This window comes from Candidatus Defluviilinea gracilis (assembly GCF_057138825.1).
Genome location: NZ_DBNHEF010000045.1, coordinates 1 through 16,784, shown reverse-complemented (window position 1 = coordinate 16,784; position 16,784 = coordinate 1). Strand labels below are relative to the sequence as shown.

General features: G+C 51.4%; 17 protein-coding genes, 1 pseudogene and 1 riboswitch. Of the genes and pseudogenes, 2 read left to right on the top strand and 16 right to left on the bottom strand.

Features of this window, described 5'->3' with window-relative positions; all coding sequences use genetic code 11:
- Positions 1–148: 148 nt before the first annotated feature.
- The 16 genes and pseudogenes from AC16KF_RS05510 to AC16KF_RS05435 form a co-directional block, all read right to left on the bottom strand.
- Positions 149–496, bottom strand: a complete 348-nt coding sequence (locus AC16KF_RS05510) for an FmdB family zinc ribbon protein (RefSeq protein ID WP_484036296.1) — start codon at positions 494–496, stop codon at positions 149–151.
- Positions 497–662: 166 nt separating this feature from the next.
- Entirely contained in the window at positions 663–1,628 is a 966-nt protein-coding gene (locus AC16KF_RS05505) for a polysaccharide deacetylase family protein (protein ID WP_484036295.1), read from the bottom strand.
- Positions 1,629–1,653: 25 nt separating this feature from the next.
- On the bottom strand, positions 1,654–2,424 hold the full coding sequence (locus tag AC16KF_RS05500) for a type III pantothenate kinase (RefSeq protein WP_484036294.1): 771 nt from the start codon (positions 2,422–2,424) through the stop codon (positions 1,654–1,656).
- Between the two features lie 47 nt (positions 2,425–2,471).
- A complete protein-coding gene (locus tag AC16KF_RS05495) occupies positions 2,472–2,789 on the bottom strand; it encodes a hypothetical protein (protein WP_484036293.1) in 318 nt (105 codons plus the stop codon).
- The gene (locus tag AC16KF_RS05490) at positions 2,773–3,072 is read right to left on the bottom strand and encodes a BrnT family toxin (RefSeq protein ID WP_484036292.1); all 300 of its coding nucleotides are present in this window, start codon (positions 3,070–3,072) and stop codon (positions 2,773–2,775) included. The genes AC16KF_RS05495 and AC16KF_RS05490 overlap by 17 nt, the downstream gene beginning before the upstream one ends.
- Positions 3,073–3,150: 78 nt before the next feature.
- The gene (locus AC16KF_RS05485) at positions 3,151–4,998 is read right to left on the bottom strand and encodes a bifunctional homocysteine S-methyltransferase/methylenetetrahydrofolate reductase (RefSeq protein ID WP_484036291.1); all 1,848 of its coding nucleotides are present in this window, start codon (positions 4,996–4,998) and stop codon (positions 3,151–3,153) included.
- A 33-nt stretch (positions 4,999–5,031) separates the two neighbouring features.
- Positions 5,032–5,676 carry a transposase gene (locus tag AC16KF_RS05480; RefSeq protein ID WP_484036290.1) on the bottom strand — a complete coding sequence of 215 codons (645 nt, stop codon included), beginning with the start codon at positions 5,674–5,676 and terminating at the stop codon, positions 5,032–5,034.
- A gap of 34 nt (positions 5,677–5,710) precedes the next feature.
- Complete coding sequence (locus tag AC16KF_RS05475) at positions 5,711–5,950, bottom strand: vitamin B12 dependent-methionine synthase activation domain-containing protein (RefSeq protein WP_484036327.1); 240 nt, start codon at positions 5,948–5,950, stop codon at positions 5,711–5,713.
- 44 nt (positions 5,951–5,994) lie between these two features.
- A pseudogene (locus AC16KF_RS05470) lies at positions 5,995–6,090 on the bottom strand (hypothetical protein); the annotation flags it as partial.
- A 96-nt stretch (positions 6,091–6,186) separates the two neighbouring features.
- Positions 6,187–7,026: a hypothetical protein gene (locus AC16KF_RS05465; protein WP_484036289.1), complete on the bottom strand. Its 840-nt coding sequence runs from the start codon at positions 7,024–7,026 to the stop codon at positions 6,187–6,189.
- Entirely contained in the window at positions 7,023–11,015 is a 3,993-nt protein-coding gene (locus AC16KF_RS05460; protein ID WP_484036288.1) for a homocysteine S-methyltransferase family protein, read from the bottom strand. Before AC16KF_RS05460 ends, AC16KF_RS05465 begins: the two co-directional genes overlap by 4 nt.
- A complete protein-coding gene (locus AC16KF_RS05455) occupies positions 11,008–12,072 on the bottom strand; it encodes a type I restriction enzyme HsdR N-terminal domain-containing protein (RefSeq protein WP_484036287.1) in 1,065 nt (354 codons plus the stop codon). The genes AC16KF_RS05460 and AC16KF_RS05455 overlap by 8 nt, the downstream gene beginning before the upstream one ends.
- 112 nt (positions 12,073–12,184) lie before the next feature.
- Positions 12,185–12,853, bottom strand: coding sequence for a Type 1 glutamine amidotransferase-like domain-containing protein (locus tag AC16KF_RS05450; RefSeq protein ID WP_484036286.1), 669 nt, complete (start codon positions 12,851–12,853; stop codon positions 12,185–12,187).
- 73 nt (positions 12,854–12,926) lie between these two features.
- Positions 12,927–13,367, bottom strand: a complete 441-nt coding sequence (locus AC16KF_RS05445) for a nuclear transport factor 2 family protein (RefSeq protein ID WP_484036285.1) — start codon at positions 13,365–13,367, stop codon at positions 12,927–12,929.
- The gene (locus AC16KF_RS05440; RefSeq protein ID WP_484036284.1) at positions 13,358–13,777 is read right to left on the bottom strand and encodes a PIN domain-containing protein; all 420 of its coding nucleotides are present in this window, start codon (positions 13,775–13,777) and stop codon (positions 13,358–13,360) included. Before AC16KF_RS05440 ends, AC16KF_RS05445 begins: the two co-directional genes overlap by 10 nt.
- Entirely contained in the window at positions 13,774–14,022 is a 249-nt protein-coding gene (locus tag AC16KF_RS05435) for a type II toxin-antitoxin system Phd/YefM family antitoxin (protein WP_484036283.1), read from the bottom strand. Before AC16KF_RS05435 ends, AC16KF_RS05440 begins: the two co-directional genes overlap by 4 nt.
- 106 nt (positions 14,023–14,128) lie before the next feature.
- A riboswitch (SAM riboswitch) is annotated at positions 14,129–14,261 on the bottom strand.
- 76 nt (positions 14,262–14,337) lie between these two features.
- On the opposite strand from AC16KF_RS05435, the gene AC16KF_RS05430 reads away from it, so the two are divergent.
- Positions 14,338–15,747, top strand: coding sequence for a hypothetical protein (locus AC16KF_RS05430; RefSeq protein WP_484036282.1), 1,410 nt, complete (start codon positions 14,338–14,340; stop codon positions 15,745–15,747).
- Complete coding sequence (locus AC16KF_RS05425; protein WP_484036281.1) at positions 15,744–16,412, top strand: acylneuraminate cytidylyltransferase family protein; 669 nt, start codon at positions 15,744–15,746, stop codon at positions 16,410–16,412. The genes AC16KF_RS05430 and AC16KF_RS05425 overlap by 4 nt, the downstream gene beginning before the upstream one ends.
- The last annotated feature ends 372 nt before the right edge of the window (positions 16,413–16,784 follow it).

Genomic DNA, 16,784 nt, shown 5'->3' with positions numbered 1-16,784 from the left:
GTCATTCTCCCGAAATAGCATCGGGACGATGTGAGCGAAGCGAAGAATCTTCTCACTTGCGAGCGAGACCCTTCGGTCGCTATCGCTCCCTCAGGGTGACATAGCAATATAGAAATAAAAAGAGAAGCCTGCGCTTCTCTTTTTCGATTCATTCGCTCTTCGACTCGGTCTTACTCTTCGATTTCTTTTCGCCTTTGACATCGGACGAAGATTTCTCGGTTGCCTTCTCTCCTGAAGCGGACTTGTCCTCTCCATGCGCGTGACCGTGATCGTCAGACTTGGATTTGCTGCCTGTTGAAGCTTTTCCGCCCGAAGGAGATTTATTGTCGGTGGCGTAAAACCCCGAACCTTTGAAAATGACCTTGGTCGGGGTGATGACTTTTCTCAACGCTTTCTTTTTGCACTTGGGGCAGGTCTTGAGCGGGGCGTCATCGAACGATTGATGTTGTTCGAATTGCGAGCCGCAAGAACTGCAACGATAGGTATACACTGGCATAAGGCTCCTTACTTTCAACAGCGGGGCATTATAGTACGGGTGAAACAGGCAAGCAAGGGCAATGCCGTATGAGTTCTGTTAGCGGGCGCCCTATAACGTGGGGCGGGATGGAATCCCGCGCGCCAAAAATATGGCGGGATGCCATCCCGCCCCACGAATCACGGACTTATGGTTCCCATGGCAGGAGATTGATAAACGCTTCCAGCGTTGTTTCCGCTGTAACGCTCTGACGATACAAATAAAATATATTTTCCTTCCCTTGCGCCGATCTATCGCCAAGTCCCATTGCGGCGATGTAGCCTGCAGACTTCACGAGTTTCAGCGAAGCGTTGTCGTACGCGCCGAAGGGATAGGCAAAACTGTTGATGGGGACTTCGAGATATGACTCGAGTCTCCGCCGCGACTTGACGATCTCCTCCTCCTGTTTGGCGGGGCGCGTCGTCACATCGTGATGACTCAAACTGTGACTCCCGATCTCCCAGCCTGCTTCATACAAAGCGCGGATCTGAATCTTGTTCATGTAGCGCGTCGCGCCGATGTAGTTGTCCACGATGTAGGCGGTGCCTGTGAAGCCATAAATCTTCATGATGGGCAACGCCTCGGTGTAGACGGTTTCACTGCCGTCGTCGAACGTGAGCAGGATGGGACGAGAGGGAAGTTGCGCGCCGAAGTTGATGGCTTGCGTCAATTGTTCGACGGAGATCGTGCGGTATCCGCGCATGAACAAGTAGTTCATTTGATTTTCAAACTCATCGGGTGAAACGTAATACTCGCTGTCGGTTAGCGAGTAGCCGACGTGATGATAGAGAAGGATCGGAACGGTGACGTTGCCAGGTCCTTGAACGATGAATTCGGGAGTCAAAGTGCTCGTCGGGGTGAAGGTTGGAAGCGGAGTGAATGTTGAAGTGGGCGTGAAGGTTGGGAAGGGGGTGAACGTTTCAGTGGGGATAAACGTTGAGGTGTTTGGAACAGGCTGAAACGGCGTCAGAGACGGGCTGAGGGTGTGAGTCGGTTCGAGGGTTGGAGTCGGAGTCGGGGTGGCGATGAGTCCGAATCCCCCGCATCCTAAAATAAAAAATATCATCAGGACGAATCGTCCCGCAGGTTTTATGGGATGGGTTGTGTCGCGCATGGAAGCCTGCGGGACGGTTTGCTGTTTAGATCGGATGATTGATGTCCCACAAAATTCGCAAGCCGTCGAGCGTGAGCCACGGGGCGATGATCTGAATGACATCGGTCTCTTGCGCGACGATCTCAGCGAGACCGCCCGTTGCGATGACCTTCATCGTGGGACCGAGTTCTTTGCGAAAACGTTCGACCATGCCCTCGACCATGCTCACATACCCGAACAATAAACCCGCCTGCATCGCGTGGACTGTGTTGCGACCGATGACCGAAGGCGGGCGTTGCAAGTCAATGCGCGGAAGTTTTGCGGCGTGCGTGAACAACGCTTCGGTGGCGAGATTGATGCCCGCGGTGATCGCGCCGCCGAGATACTCGCCGTCTTTATTGACCGCGTTGAACGTGGTGGCTGTTCCGAAATCAATGATGCACGCGGGACCTTTATAGAGATATACGACAGCGACCGCGTCCGCGATTCGATCCGCGCCGACTGCGCGCGGGTCTTCGTATTTCACTTTGACGCCTGTTTTGATTCCCACGTCAATGACGAACGGCTCTTGATCCAAATATTCGCGGCAGGCTTGAATCACCCGCCCCGTCAGTTGTGGCACAACGGAAGCGAGACAAACCCCCGTGAGTTGTTTGGCGGTCACTTTTGCGTTTTGCAACAAGCCTTGCATTTGCAAACCATATTCGTCGGGCATGCGCGCATGATCGGTGGCAAGCCGCCAATGGGCGCCGAGATCGTTTCCATTGTACAAGCCCAGTGTGAGGTTGGTGTTGCCGAGGTCAATGACGAGGAGCATGGGGATGAAGAGAGTAGAGGCTTCGAGATTGGAGGGAGGTCATACCGTTAGGGAGCAACTTCAATGCGGATTTCTTTCAAGATGGCTGAAACCTCATCCTTTGAGCTGATATGTTGTCTAAGAACCTGTTCGGTTTTTTCAAGAACGCGATCGGCGGAAAGTTTTGCAATTTCCTGCCGCATAGATTGACCAATGTATAACTTAAGCAAGGCTTCCACAGACATATCACGGCCCGCCGCGATTTTTTCAAGGGTCGCCAGCGCGTCGGCGGGGATGTGAATTGTGACAGGTCTCGCCGCGCGAGGACGCAGGCGCAACTCAAATCCTTCTTCGGTTATGAGGGTTTCGTCAGTCTGCTTCTTCATAGACTTTCCTTTCGGCGCGGGTAGCGGGTCGGGCGGAAATGATCCGCGTGCGTGTCGCTCGCGCCGTATATACAGCCAGTAAAAGCCGCTGAGAGAAAGTATACCCGATTATAAAATCGCGTTCTTCTTTGCCGTCTGCCGAAGCGTCGCCTGTCTGAAAGAACGGATCAAGAAAAACTTCCACGGCTTCTTCGAAGGTCACGCCATGTTTTTGAATGTTGGCGGCGGCTTTGCTTTCATCCCATTCAAACTCCATGCCTTGAAGTTGGTATGTGATGTCCATGAACGGGTCCTTTTAATGGATGTTGCAGAAACGTGTTGAGGAAGTATACACGGAAACACGCGCGTACCTGCGCGCTGTTTACGATTTCACTTTCTCCACGATCTCCGCGACCATATCGTACTTGTGGAATTGGGGCATGATGTACACGCCTCCCGCCCACGCTTTTGCCTGCTCCACCAATTCGACCGCGATCTCCACCCCAGCCTTCACGCCTTCGTCGCCCGCCGCTTCGATCCGTTTCCGCGTCTCATCGGGAATCGAAATGCCAGGCACTTCGTTGTGTAAAAAGTTCGCGTGTTTAACGCCGACCAACGGCAGGATGCCGACCAGAATCGGCTTGTCCAGTTTGCCGTGTTTCGCTTCGTATGCTTCGAGTAATTTTGGTCCATCGTCCGCGCGGTAGACGGGTTGCGTGAGGAAAAAGTCTGCGCCCGCTTTTACTTTGCGATGCAGGTTTTTAATTTCGTTGTCCACATCGGGCGGACACAAATTTAACGCCGCGCCGACGAAGAAATTTGTGGGCTGACCGATGCTCGTGCCTGAATGGTCAATGCCTTCGTTGAATCCCTGCTGGATGAGTTTGATGAGACCCGACGGCACGAGATCGTAATTGTCCATCGCTTCGGGGTAATCGCCGATAGCGGTTGGGTCGCCCATCACAACAAAAATATTTCGGATGCCGAGCGCGTGCGCGGCGAGTAAATCTCCCTGCACGCGCAAAAGATTCCGTCCGCGCGTGGGGAAGTGGATCGTCGTCTCGACTCCCACTTTGCGTTGCACCACGTCGCACACCGCCCACGCCGACATTCGCATCCGCGCCATCGGCGAATCGGCGACGTTGATCACATCCGCGCCCGCGTCGGCGAGGAGAGACGCGCCCGCCAGCAGTTTGTGAGTCGAGAGTCCGCGCGGCGGGTCCATTTCTACTGAAATTGCAAATTCGCCGCGTTCCAATTTTTGCGCGAATTGAGTTGGGGGCTCGGTCTCGGAGACTTCCGAAGTCTCGAAGACTTCGGAAGTCTGAATCAACACCGAAGATCGCGCCGAAGAATCCAGCGCCTTCCTCATCGCGGCGACGTGTTGCGGAGTCGTGCCGCAACATCCGCCGACGATCACCGCGCCCGTCTCGCGGAACGACAGCGCGTAATCGCCGAAGTACTCCGCATCGGCGGGATACATGATTCGTCCGCCCACTTGTTCGGGCCAGCCCGCGTTCGGCTTCACCCAAAATTTCCCGTCTGGCACGGCTTGCTTCATCTGCTTCAAGATGCGCAACAGTTGCGCGGGTCCGCCCGAACAGTTGACGCCGATCACATCCGCGCCCGCGTCGCGCAATGTCCGCGCCACTTTCATCGGTTCATCGCCGAGCAAAGTTCTATCATCGCGCGTGAACGTGACCGACGCAACGACGGGCAGATCGCATGTCTCTTTCGCGGCTTTGATGGCTTCGCGGATCTCGTACAGATCGCTGAACGTCTCGATGACGATCGCGTCAACGCCCGCGTCCGCCAGCGCGCGGATCTGCTCCGCAAACGCCTCTCGCGCCTGCTCAGGCTGGACTCGCCCAAACGGAGCGATCCGCACCCCCAGCGGACCGACATCCCCCGCGACCAACACATCCTTGAACGACGCGGCAACGACGCGCTTGGCAAGGTCAACGCTGGCTTTGTTGATCTCTGCGACATCGTCCTGCAATCCGTGCTTGGTGAGTTTGAATCGATTCGCGCCGAACGTGTTGGTGATGATCAACTGCGCGCCCGCCTCGATGTACTCGCGGTGAATCTCCGCCACAGCGGAGGGATTGGTGAGATTGAGTTCATCGAAGCATTTATCGAATCCCACCCCGCGCGTGTGGAGCATGGTTCCCATCGCACCATCGGCGAGGAGGGTCTGGGAGGCTAGGATGTCTAAGAATTTATTTGTCATTGTTATCTCCGTAGAGCAATTTGCCAATTTGCTCTACATGTCATATTTGCAATAAGTCCACTTCCAACTTTTCCAATCGTCTACTAAACCTGCTTTGACTGGATTGTTGATCACATACTTGATAATACGTTCGAGTTCGGCTTCGTCCCGAACATAGTGGTCGTAATTTTCATGTTGCCAAAATGCGCCAGAACGCCCCAAAATTTGATTTGCTTCATAAGCAGTATAACGTTTGAGCGAGTGCATGATTTTCGCAAGTGAAAAGTACGTACCTTCTGGATTCTTGAGCGGCGCGCATACAAGATGCCCATGATTTGGCATGATGGAAAAAGTCTCCAGGTCGTAAACTTTACCATCTCGATAGAGTAAACTTTCCGCAACCAGATCTGCTATCTGTGGATTGGAGAGATATTTTTCGCCATGAGCGAGCATGTCAAGCGCGTCATCCCATTTGCCGAAAAGGCGGCGATGCGCCAAATAGAGTTGTTTTTCTCGTTCCTTGTTGTCGGAAATCCGAGCAATTTTCTTTTCGGTTTCGTCCTTTTCTATTCTTAGTTTCTCAATTATCTCTTTGGGAAGCGAATTTGCTAGTCTGAAAGTAATGAATAGCGTTGCTCCCTCAGGCTGGATATGGGGAAGGTTTCGGCGGTAGTAATTCTTGTAGGAAAATTGACTCACGGGAGGCTCCTGTAGAACAAATTGGCAATTTGTTCTACCGCATTAACTGCTCAACTCTGGTTTCGCCGAGCGTGTAATATTTCGCGTCTTTGTGCGGAACGACGATGGCGGCGGTAGATTCTTCAGGGATGATCTGCCCCGAATCGGAAAGCCCCAGCCCAAGTTCGGATTCGGCGGCGGGGAGCAGTTTGAAGACTTTGAAGTGATCTTCAAGAATTGGGATGGCGGGATAGCCCCACGAGTAGCGTTTGCCTTGTTTCGCGCCGAGTCCCAGCTCGCGGCGGATGTGTTGGTGATGATCAACTGCGTACCCGCTTCGATGTGCTCGCGGTGAATCTCTGCCACCGCAGAAGGATTCGTGAGGTTGAGCTCATCGAAGCATTTATCGAATCCTACTCCGCGCGTGTGGAGCATCGTCCCCATCGCGCCGTTGGCGAGGAGGGTGGTGTTCGAAAGCCTTTCCAGAAAAGTTGGTTGAGTCATGATCTTTTTCCAATCTTGTACTGAATCTTACGAGAAATATCTAATTGCCACAAGAATCCATAATCCAATTACGGCGGCGATGGTTTCAGGCACAGATGAAATAATTGCAAGCAAAGCGCCACCCCATGAATAAAATAGGACGTACGGAGAGAGACACGGCGAAGCCGCCATGGCATATTCAAGTTTCCGTTTTCGCAGTGCGGTTACAAATAATGCAAGACCAACAGGGATAGACATGGGCCATAGACTGGCGTTCCACCACAGATCAGAATAACTAGCCGCTTTAAATGGCCAAAAGCCAAATAAGGCAAAGGAGATGAACAATACGACAGTAAACGGCGCAAAAGTTTTGAAAACTTGTTTCCAACCACCGTGCCGCCATGTTTCAATTAACCAAAACGGAGCTACTGCCAAACCGACTTGTGGTTTGATGGATATGAAAAACAGGCCAATTTGTGGCGGGAGAACAAAGCCAAGAACAGCCAGCCAATCCAGATTTCCGTTCAAGAGGACGTGAAGGACGAGCGGAGATATAAGCAGAAATACAACTGATATCGGTTTTGCTCCCAGTTGATGCGCGACAACAGCATAGGATGCAATGCCAACGAAGATCAGCATAACTCTGCCCACAGTCTCTGGAAGTAGCGCAAATGGGGTTAGCATGAGCAATCCCCATGGGGCATGAACGATTAGCGGGCTGTCATACGGCGAGCGCCCAGATAATAAATTTAGAACAGCAGGACGAAACGCCGTTGTCCAGTCAATGGCAGGTGGCACAAAGGGCGCAAGCACGAAACTTAATCCTAGCGCCACGATAAAACCAATGACAATTCGATGAAAGTTGCTGTTTTTTAAAATACGGCTCATTGTTTCATCAACTGTTCCACCCGCGTTTCTCCGAGCGTGTAATATTTCGCGTCTTTGTGCGGAACGACGATGGCGGCGGTGGATTCTTCGGGGATGATCTGTCCTGAAACGGAAAGCCCCAGCCCAAGTTCCAATTCGGCGGCGGGGAGCAGTTTGAAGACTTTGAAGTGATCTTCAAGAATCGGGATGGCGGGGTAGCCCCACGAGTAGCGTTTGCCTTGCTTTGCGCCGATCCCCAACTCGCGGCGGATGTGATTGTGGATATAGTCTGCGGTCGCTTCGGCGGCTTGGACGGCGAGTCCATGCACGAAGTAGGCTTCGGTGTAATCGTTGGCGGCTTGCAACTCTTCAAATAGAGCGGTGGCGGCTTTGCCGACGGTGACGATTTGTAACGCGACCGTATCCAACTGACCCGATTCGACCGAAGCGAAATAATCCGAAAGCGCGAGGAAATCTCCGTTCGGCTGGCGCGGACAAATCAAACGCGCCGCTTCTTTTTTACCTTGCGCGTCGGCATAGACGATCAATTCCTCGCCGTCGGCTTGACAGGCGAAGTAACCGTACACCGCCTGCGGTTTGAGCCAGCCGCGTTTGGAGCCATCTTTGCTCATCGAGATCAGGCGCGCGTCAAATTCTTTTTTCAACTTATCCCATTCGGCGCCGTGTGTGTTCTTTGCGCCCCACGACAAACGATACAACTCGTTGATGTTGAGATGTTGCATAACCATTTCGAGCGGCATATCTTTGACGATGCGCTGTCCGAGTTTTTCGGGCAAGGGAATCGGCGCGGGGACGACGTTCGAGCGTTGTCCGCTTGGCGCGGCGGTTTCGGTCTGCGCGGCATGGCTCAATTCCATCGCCGATTCTTTGAGCATTTTTTCCACTAGATCGAAACGCTTTTCTTCGTCAATCAGCGCGTCCATTGTGTCCAAGCCTTCAAACGCGTCTTTGCAATAGAAGACGCCTGACTCGTAGAAGTCTCCGCTTTCGGTTTGCAAAATTCTACGCCCGAAGCGGCGATTGATCGCCGCGCCGCCGATCAGCACGGGGATTTGATGCTTGCGCCGATGCAGTTCGTTGACGATGAGCGGCATCTGCTTGGACGTGGACACCAACAAAGCAGACAAGCCAATTGCGGTCGCGTTGTTTTCAATAGCCTTCGTAATGATCGTCTCAGCAGGGACTTGTTTGCCCAAGTCCACGACGGTGTAGCCGTTGTTCGCCAAAATGGTCTTGACCAGATTCTTGCCAATGTCATGCACGTCGCCATAGACGGTGGCAATGACGACCGTTCCCTTTGTGACGCCTTCCATCTTTTCGAGATAATTTTCGAGATGCGCGACGGTCTTCTTCATCACTTCAGCGGATTGAAGCACGAACGGCAGAATCAATTCGCCCGCGCCGAACTTGTCGCCGACTTCTTTCATGGCGGGGAGCAGGACGTTGTTGAGGGTGTGGACGGCTACTTCGTGTTTCGATGGAACTGGCTCCCTTCCCCCTTCGGGGGAAGGGTTGGGGATGAGGGAGGTCGCGGAAGCTTCCTCCAAAGCAATCCAAATTTCGTTCAGAACAGATTCTGTATCTTTTAGAACATCATTATTCCAGAATCTCAGAACTCGAATTCCTTGTTCGTTCAAAATCTTCGTGCGTTCGTCATCATATTTTGCTTGCTTGTCTTCTAGGTGACCACTCCCATCAAGTTCAATCGCCAGCTTTGCTTCATGGCAATAGAAGTCGAGAATATAACTTGCAATTGGATGTTGCCTGCGAAATTTGGCATCATGAATCGCACGATTGCGAAGAAGCTGCCACATTAATTTCTCGGCATCAGTTGCATTTTGACGAAGTTCGCGGATGCGTTCTTTGAGTTCGTCGGGGAGGCGTGGGTTGTACTTGCGCGGCTTGCCCTCACCCTCGCCCTCTCCCGAAGGGAGAGGGGATTCCCTTCCCCCTTCGGGGGAAGGGTTAGGGAGGAGGGAGCGATTGATAATCTCATCAATATCCGCTTCCACGCCGTCTTTGAAGCGGTGGACGATCTTCCAGTGAAGTTTTTGTTCGGAGGTCATGCCTTCGGTGGGGTCGGCGACTGTATTGTCTGAGATTTCTACATTTTCAAAATGTTGAATGAATCTCTGCAAAGCATCTCCACGGCGATTGAAAATTAGATCTTCGCACAGGTCGCGCTCTTCTTGATCAATTTCCGCATACGGCTTGACGTGCGCCGCGTTGACGATCGCCATATCCAAACCAACTTGCACGCAGTGATAGAGCATGACCGAGTTCAAGGCGGGGCGGGCTTGCGCGGCAAACCCAAAGGACAGGTTGCTCACGCCCAGCGAGGTCATCACGCCTGGCAGTTTTTCTTCGATGAGGCGAATGCCTTCGATAGTTTCTTTAGCGGAGTCGATAAATTCCGCGTCGCCTGTTGCGAGCGTGAAGGTCAGATCGTCGAAGACTAAGTCTTCGGCTTTGAGTCCATGCTCGTTGACGGCGATGTCGTAGATGCGTTGCGCCACTTCATATTTATGTTGCGCGGTTTTCGCCATGCCTTTTTCGTCAATCGTGAGACAGATGACGGCGGCGTTATATTTTTTGGCGAGCGCGAAAATTTTATCGGCTTTGGTGCGACCCGCTTCCAGATGCGTGGAGTTGATCAAGCAACGCCCAGGCGCGGTTTGCAAGGCGATCTCCAAAACGTCCACTTCGGTGGAATCAATGACGAGCGGAACGTCCACGCCCATTTGCAATTTCTTGATGACCTTGCGCATCTGTTCGCCTTCGTCGGCGCGTTCGGTGACAGCGACGGAAATATCCAACGCGTGCGCGCCGCCAGCCACTTGATCGCGGGCAATATCTAAAATGCCGTCGTAATCTTCTTCGAGCAGGAGTCGCTTGAACTTGCGCGAACCTTGCGCGTTACAGCGTTCGCCGAGCAGGGTGGGGGCGGGGTCTTGACGCATGGCAATCGCCGACATTGCAGAGGCAAGCTGAGGCGTAGTCTGAAGCGGTTGTCTATCGGGCAATTGGTAATCGGCAAGTTTATCCACCAAAAGTTTGAGATGCGCGGGCGTCGTGCCGCAACATCCGCCAACCACACGCACATGATGCTTCGTCACAAATTCGTACATGTCATTCGCATACGGTTCAGGTTCAAGCGGATATACAGCCTGCCCGTCCACGTTGAGCGGAAGTCCCGCGTTGGGGATGCACGAAACGGGGAGCGTGGAATTTTCGCCGAGGAATCGAATCGGCTCGCGCATGTGTTCGGGTCCTGTGGAGCAGTTGAGACCGATCACGTCAATGCCCATGCCTTCGAGGATCGTCAGCGAGGCGTTGATGTCGGTGCCGAGCAACATGCGTCCCGTCGTGTCGAGCGTGACCTGCGCCTGAATCGGCAAATAGATTTGAGTCTTTTCAAAGGCTTGATGCAGACCCGCGATCGCGGCTTTGACTTCGAGGATGTCTTGCGACGTTTCGATGAGCAGGACATCCACGCCGCCTCGAATCAGACCTTCAGCCTGCTCGGCGAACGCGGCGATCAACTCATCGTATGTGACGTTCGACAGGTCGGGGTCGTTGGTGGAGGGAAGTTTGCCGCTCGGTCCAATCGAGCCAGCGACGAATCTTGGTTGACCTGTTTTCTCGGCGTATTCATTGGCGAGTCGTTTTGCCAATTGCGCCGCCGCCATATTGATTTCAATGATTCTGTCTTGCAAGCTATATTCCACCATCGTCAAACGATTCGAGCGGAAGGTATCCGTTTCAAGAACGTCCACGCCGACTTCAAGAAACGACCGATGGACTTTTTCCACGGCTTCGGGATATGAGATGACGAGGTAATCGTTGCATCCGTTATATTGTTCGCCGCCGAAATGTTCGGCAGTCAGGTTTTGCACTTGCAGGCTCGTTCCCATCGCGCCGTCGAAGACGAGGATTTTCTTCTCGAGGGCGTCGAGGTACGAGCGGTTGGTGTATTTGCGATTAGACATTATTACTCCTAAGATGGTCTTCCCATTTTGACGATGTTAAGCTTCTCAATTCTTCACATAATCCTGTATCCAAAGATTCTGGCAATCCAACACCTAACTCTAACTTAATAATTTCATCAAGAAAATTTTCAATTTCCCTTGTTGTGTTTGGTGAAACATCTTGATACTGATTCGACTCGGAAACCCGCCATAAATATTTGCAAAGCGAACTTCCCATTCTTGCGAGTAAAACGTTTTTAAAAGTTAGCTCATTATGGGCAAAAACAATTTCATCAAAGGCGGTTAATAACCCTCCGAGCAATTCTCGAAAATTGTAACCATGTAAATCCTGTCCCTTAAACCCATGTTGAACTTCTAGTTTGTCGAAGTATTTACCGCAAAGTTTATACGCGACCATAATTTTCCCCATCCTGTAATCGGTGATTTCAAAGCTTGGTTCTTCGCTCATTCCTCCTAGAACTCGAAGAATATTGTCAATCCCATTACATAGATCAAAGTCCAAATTATGATCTGATCTAATTTCCATAATATAAAAGTTACATAGCTGTGAGAAATATCTATGTGCATATTGTTTAGGTATTGATTGATACGTCCAATAAAGTACAGGTTCAATGTTTTGTGTAAACCATAGCGTTGATGTTATTGTCTTTTTGCTCTCTACTTGAATTTGATTTGGGATATCGGATACTGGATGCCATTCAGAATCAAGCCTTCTTTTTGCAAGCCATACATCCCCATTCGTAAATACCACGAACTCGGCTTGGAGAAAATTGGCATAACTTATTCCTTGTTTGAAGGCTTCTTCTTTATTCGTTTCATCCTGTTTTTTGCATTCAAGTACGGCGACAGGGGAATTGTTGTAGTAAAGCACAATGTCGGCAGGAAAATAGTTTCTACCGATTTTACATTGCACTTCGATTTGTATATTATTAATGTTGTATCCATAGGTTGACAATAATTCAAATAAAGCCCATTGACGAACTTTTTCCTCGGGCGTTGTATTTCTCTCAAATAAATACTTTTTAGGATCTATTTCATAAAATGATTTTGGCGGCATACTATTTTCCTTCTATGTTCAAGCTTCCAATCCTTGCGCATCTTCCAGCGCGGGGTGGTTGCGATGGGGTGATTCGGTGGGCTAAAGCCCTGCCTCAGTACGTGGAAGTCCGCTACAGCGGACTAGCCGCAGTTTGCAGATTCCCATTTTCTGCGCATATTAGATTGCCAATACATTGGATGTTGTCGCCGTCTACAATAATTCCGTCGCCATCATTACATCCGAATATTTTGCGCTTTTGGGTAACAGAATATTCGATCAGCTTGGCTTCTGGCGACTCGATTTGGTTTATGTGAGGCAGGAAGGCGAAGTCAACGAAATTTAGCGCGGAAAGGTCGTTTAGATTATGCGATGGTTGCTCTCCGCAAAGGCAAGTCGTTGATATTTCTGGTGTCATCAGGATCGCGCCAGCGCTTACGCCAATCAACACGCCGCCGTTTGCCACATAGTCTCTTAGAAGGGGGATAAATCGTCGTGCGCGAAGCCAGTATAGAAAATTATAAGTGGAGCCTCCCGACAAATGAATTGCATCACAGGCAAGAAGGTCTTCGATCTTTTCAGGATCGTACTCGGTTTCCAATTCAAAATAGACGGACAAGTTGGCGTTCAATGATTTGTAATAAGCCTGTTGCTGTTCGAACCAGGCTCTTTTAGGATCGGCTGAGGAAGGAATATATCCAATCACTGGATGTTGCTTGCCAATTAAATTGAGCAACCGTTCATCCATGGCTGATGACCGTTCAATTTGTTGATCGCTGTAAAAAGCTAATTTACGACTCATTATTTGATCCCTTGCGCATCTTCCAGCGCGGGTGGTTAGACCTCCGAGTTCTTAGAGAACTCGGAGGTCTTGATTATTTCGCGCCTTTCTGCGCCGACGAACTCCCGTCATTCCAAAAAATCTTTTGCGTAATGCCGCTGATCTTCCAAGCGCCAGTCTCTAGCCGCTTCAATTGAAACGTATAAAAACAGTGACTGGCGGATACTTCAACGTCATTGTTGCGCCAGACCATCATCGAAGCGCGGCAGGTCGCGGAGTTTGCATCGGCGAAGTCAATTTCGTAATTGCTCACCAGATGATGCAGTTTCAACGCGTCCAGCGATTCGCGGCGCAGGCGCACATATTCGCTGGCGGTAATCGTCTCAGGCGGCGTGCCGCGCAGGTCGGCATAATCCGTGAAGATGGATTCGGTGAAGCAGGCTTGCAGTCCGTCCCAGTCCTTCAGGTCAAAACTGTTGGCGAAGCGGGCGATCACGGCTTGAATGGCGAGGTGGTCGTCAATGCTTATTCCCATGGATTTACAATCTCCACAGTTGCACCTTCAAAGTCGCCAACGTTGCGCGTGACCAGCGTCATCTTTTTTGCCAGCGCCGACGCGGCGATGAGCGAGTCGATGGCAGGCATGGCCTTGCCAACGGATTCGAGTCGCGCGGTCAATGTGCCCCATGCGATGAGAATGTCTGTGTCGAGAGCGACAACGTTCCCTTCAAAGCGGACGAGTAAATCTTCCTTGAGCCAACTTTGCAAGTCCGTTTTGCGGCGGGATTTTGGTAACTTCTCGATACCTTTGACGATCTCGCCGATGGTGATGACGCTCAAGAACACGTCTTCGGGGTCGAGCAGGTCCACATACCCGACTACTTTTGGATTGGGCTTCTTTGAGACCAGCTCGGAAATTACGCAGGTGTCGAGCAGGGCTTTCATGCTTTGAATCCCTTGCGCGGCAGGCTTTTGTCGCGTTTCAGGTCGAGACCAGCCAGCGGGGAGGCTTGGAAGAACTCGGAAAGTTTGCCCTGCGACTTGCGGAGTTTCTCGTACTCATTGTAAGAGACCACAACGACGGTTTTCTCGCCGTGCCGCGTAATGAGTTGGGGTCCTTGCTTGAGGGCGCGCGCAATCACCTCGCTCAATTTATTTTTCGCATCCTGGATCTGCCAAGCGTCGTTCATCAGAATCTCCTTTCGTGTCTAGTCGGTCTAGATTTTATCACAGACCGATCGCCGCGAAACAAAAACGCCTCTCACAGTGAGAGGCGACACGCGCAGCGCATATCATCTCTCATCTCTCGCATGAACTGTCATGCGCCGAAGTTGGCACCTTCTTCACTGATTACTGATCACTGATCACTAATCACTGCCTGGTTGCCGAAGCGTCAACGGGTCGGTCCCTCAGCTTCTCTGGATGAGCAAGTCCGTAAATTGTTTGCGTTTTATAACACGACGAAGCGGGAATGTCAATTCAATATTCGGTATAATCTTCCCGCCATGCGTTTCGATCAAAAACGTTTCTCGTATCTTCCGCTCGCGATCTTCCTCATCGGCTTGGGCGTCTTTGCTTACCTCGGCATCTACTTCCGCTACTGGGCAGACGACTGGTGTTACAACGCCGACTTCCGCAATTTGGGATTTCTCGAAACCCTGCGCGGATACGTCTACAACGTGACGTACACACCGAGCCGATACTCCGTGACGATCCTCGCGGGACTCTTCTATCCGCTCGGCGTTTTTGGATTGCAGATTCTCCTCCCTCTCTCGCTTCTTCTCTGGACGTGGGGCTTGGTTCGCCTCTTCCTCAACCTCTCCTCCCTTTCGACTTTTCCACTTTCCACTTTCCAAGCGACTTTACTTTCCCTCATCATCGTCTATTTTTCCATCTACCTCGCTCCGCATTTATATCAATCCGTATACTGGAACACTGGATTCTTCACGTACACTTTCCCTCTCGTGTTGTTCCCCTGGGTGTTGACTCTCGTCACGGACCAAAATCCATCCAAAGCAAAATTAATTCTGATCGCCCTACTCTCCCTCCTCGCGGGCGGATTCTCCGAGGCGAGCAATACTGTCATCGTTTCGGCGTTGACGTTGTACACGGTCATTGCCCTCATCGGTTCGCGCTACAAAAAAGTTTGGGGGCAAAAGACTTTTACCCCCGCACTCGTCGCTTTGATATTTGCTTTGATCGCCATGGCGCTCCTCGTCTTCGCCCCAACGACTCAACTCCGCGCCGAGCGATACGGCGAGTCAGCGAGTCTGCTCGAACTGATAACTTTAGTATTCAATTTCACGCGCGAGTTTGTGACTTTATCCCTCAAAGATTATCAACAACTTCTCATCCTCATCCTTGCAGGTTTACTCGGCTTCGTGTTGAACTCCAAAGAAAGAGACATCAACACCCCCAACACACTCGCCCTCGGACTTGGAATCTTCGCCCTCGCAATTCTCCTCGTCGCCGCATCGTTGACCCCCAGCGCCTACATCGAGCGCGGACTCCCCATCCTCCGCACGCAGATCATCCCGCGTCACATCATGGTCTTCGCCTTCGTCGCGCTCGGCTGGATGGGCGGATATTCCCTCCGCCAACTCTACTCGCAGTCTTGGTTGCAGACTACAGCGGCGGTTGCTTTGCTGATCGCGCTTATCTTTCCGATATTTGCTATTTATAATTCCTCAAAATACATTCCCGTGTATAGTCAACGCGCCCAACTGTGGGATGAACGCGAAGCGACCATCCTTTCCGCGCTTGAGAATGGTCAAGACCGCGTCGAAGTCCTCGCCATAGACGGCGCCCCCGTCGGCGGCATCCGCGACTTCGATCCGCCCGACAAAAAAGGATATTGGATCACCCTCTGCGCCGCGGATTATCATCATATTAAATTACAGGTCATCCTCCCATGAATATTGTCGCGCTCGTCCCCATGCGTCATCACAGTCAACGCGTGCCAGGCAAAAATTATCGCCCGCTGGCTGGCAGGCCGCTGTTCCATCACATCATCGAGACTTTGCTCGCCGTGCCGCAGGTCAACCAAATCGTCGTGGATACGGACTCCGCTGAAGTGATAGACGGTTTGAAGGGACATTTCCCCTCCGTGAACATCATCAACCGCCCCGAATCCCTCCGCGCCGACGATGTGCCGATGAACGAGATTTTGATTCACGACACCAGTTTATTCCCCGCCGATTTTTATTTGCAAACCCACAGCACGAATCCCTTGCTGAAACCCGAATCAATTTCAAAAGCCATCCAATTACTACTTACCAATTACCCCAATTACGATTCGTTATTCTCCGTCACCCGCCTCCAAACCCGTCTCTACGATAAAGACGGCAACGCGCTGAATCACAACCCGAAGGAATTGATCCAGACTCAAGACCTGCCTCCCGTCTACGAAGAAAACTCCTGCATCTACATGTTCACCCGCGAGAATCTACTGGCAAAACGTCACCGCATCAGCGATAAGCCGCTCATGTTCGCCATAGACGCCGACGAAGCGTGGGACATTGACGAAGAACTCGATTTCGCCATCTGCGATTTCCTGATGAAGAGAAAATCATCTTCGTGATAAACACCCGATTTATGGGACGCTCAATCTAATCCCGAAGGGATGACATAACCTCATTGACCTTTGACACCCCTTCGGGGTTTGAAATCAATTACGCCGATCATTCTAGAATCATTTGACCCCTTCGGGGTCTAGGATTCTAGAAGACTGGCTGCCAAATAAATCCAATCCCGAAGGGATGATAGGATTGTAGAATTGAATATCAATCCCCTAATCCCGAAGGGATGACATAACTCATTGACCTTTGACACCCCTTCGGGGTTTGAAATCAATTACGCCGATCATTCTATAATCGTTTGACCCCTTCGGGGTCTAGGATTCTAGAAGACTGGCTGCCAAATAAATCCAATCCCGAAGGGATGATAGGATTGT

Coding starts and splice junctions, on each gene's coding strand:
- AC16KF_RS05510 (WP_484036296.1), bottom strand. CDS start 496: ATGCCAGTGTATACCTATCGTTGCAGTTCTTGCGGCTCGCAATTCGAA.
- AC16KF_RS05505 (WP_484036295.1), bottom strand. CDS start 1,628: ATGCGCGACACAACCCATCCCATAAAACCTGCGGGACGATTCGTCCTG.
- AC16KF_RS05500 (WP_484036294.1), bottom strand. CDS start 2,424: ATGCTCCTCGTCATTGACCTCGGCAACACCAACCTCACACTGGGCTTG.
- AC16KF_RS05495 (WP_484036293.1), bottom strand. CDS start 2,789: ATGAAGAAGCAGACTGACGAAACCCTCATAACCGAAGAAGGATTTGAG.
- AC16KF_RS05490 (WP_484036292.1), bottom strand. CDS start 3,072: ATGGACATCACATACCAACTTCAAGGCATGGAGTTTGAATGGGATGAA.
- AC16KF_RS05485 (WP_484036291.1), bottom strand. CDS start 4,998: ATGACAAATAAATTCTTAGACATCCTAGCCTCCCAGACCCTCCTCGCC.
- AC16KF_RS05465 (WP_484036289.1), bottom strand. CDS start 7,026: ATGAGCCGTATTTTAAAAAACAGCAACTTTCATCGAATTGTCATTGGT.
- AC16KF_RS05460 (WP_484036288.1), bottom strand. CDS start 11,015: ATGTCTAATCGCAAATACACCAACCGCTCGTACCTCGACGCCCTCGAG.
- AC16KF_RS05455 (WP_484036287.1), bottom strand. CDS start 12,072: ATGCCGCCAAAATCATTTTATGAAATAGATCCTAAAAAGTATTTATTT.
- AC16KF_RS05450 (WP_484036286.1), bottom strand. CDS start 12,853: ATGAGTCGTAAATTAGCTTTTTACAGCGATCAACAAATTGAACGGTCA.
- AC16KF_RS05445 (WP_484036285.1), bottom strand. CDS start 13,367: ATGGGAATAAGCATTGACGACCACCTCGCCATTCAAGCCGTGATCGCC.
- AC16KF_RS05440 (WP_484036284.1), bottom strand. CDS start 13,777: ATGAAAGCCCTGCTCGACACCTGCGTAATTTCCGAGCTGGTCTCAAAG.
- AC16KF_RS05435 (WP_484036283.1), bottom strand. CDS start 14,022: ATGAACGACGCTTGGCAGATCCAGGATGCGAAAAATAAATTGAGCGAG.
- AC16KF_RS05430 (WP_484036282.1), top strand. CDS start 14,338: ATGCGTTTCGATCAAAAACGTTTCTCGTATCTTCCGCTCGCGATCTTC.
- AC16KF_RS05425 (WP_484036281.1), top strand. CDS start 15,744: ATGAATATTGTCGCGCTCGTCCCCATGCGTCATCACAGTCAACGCGTG.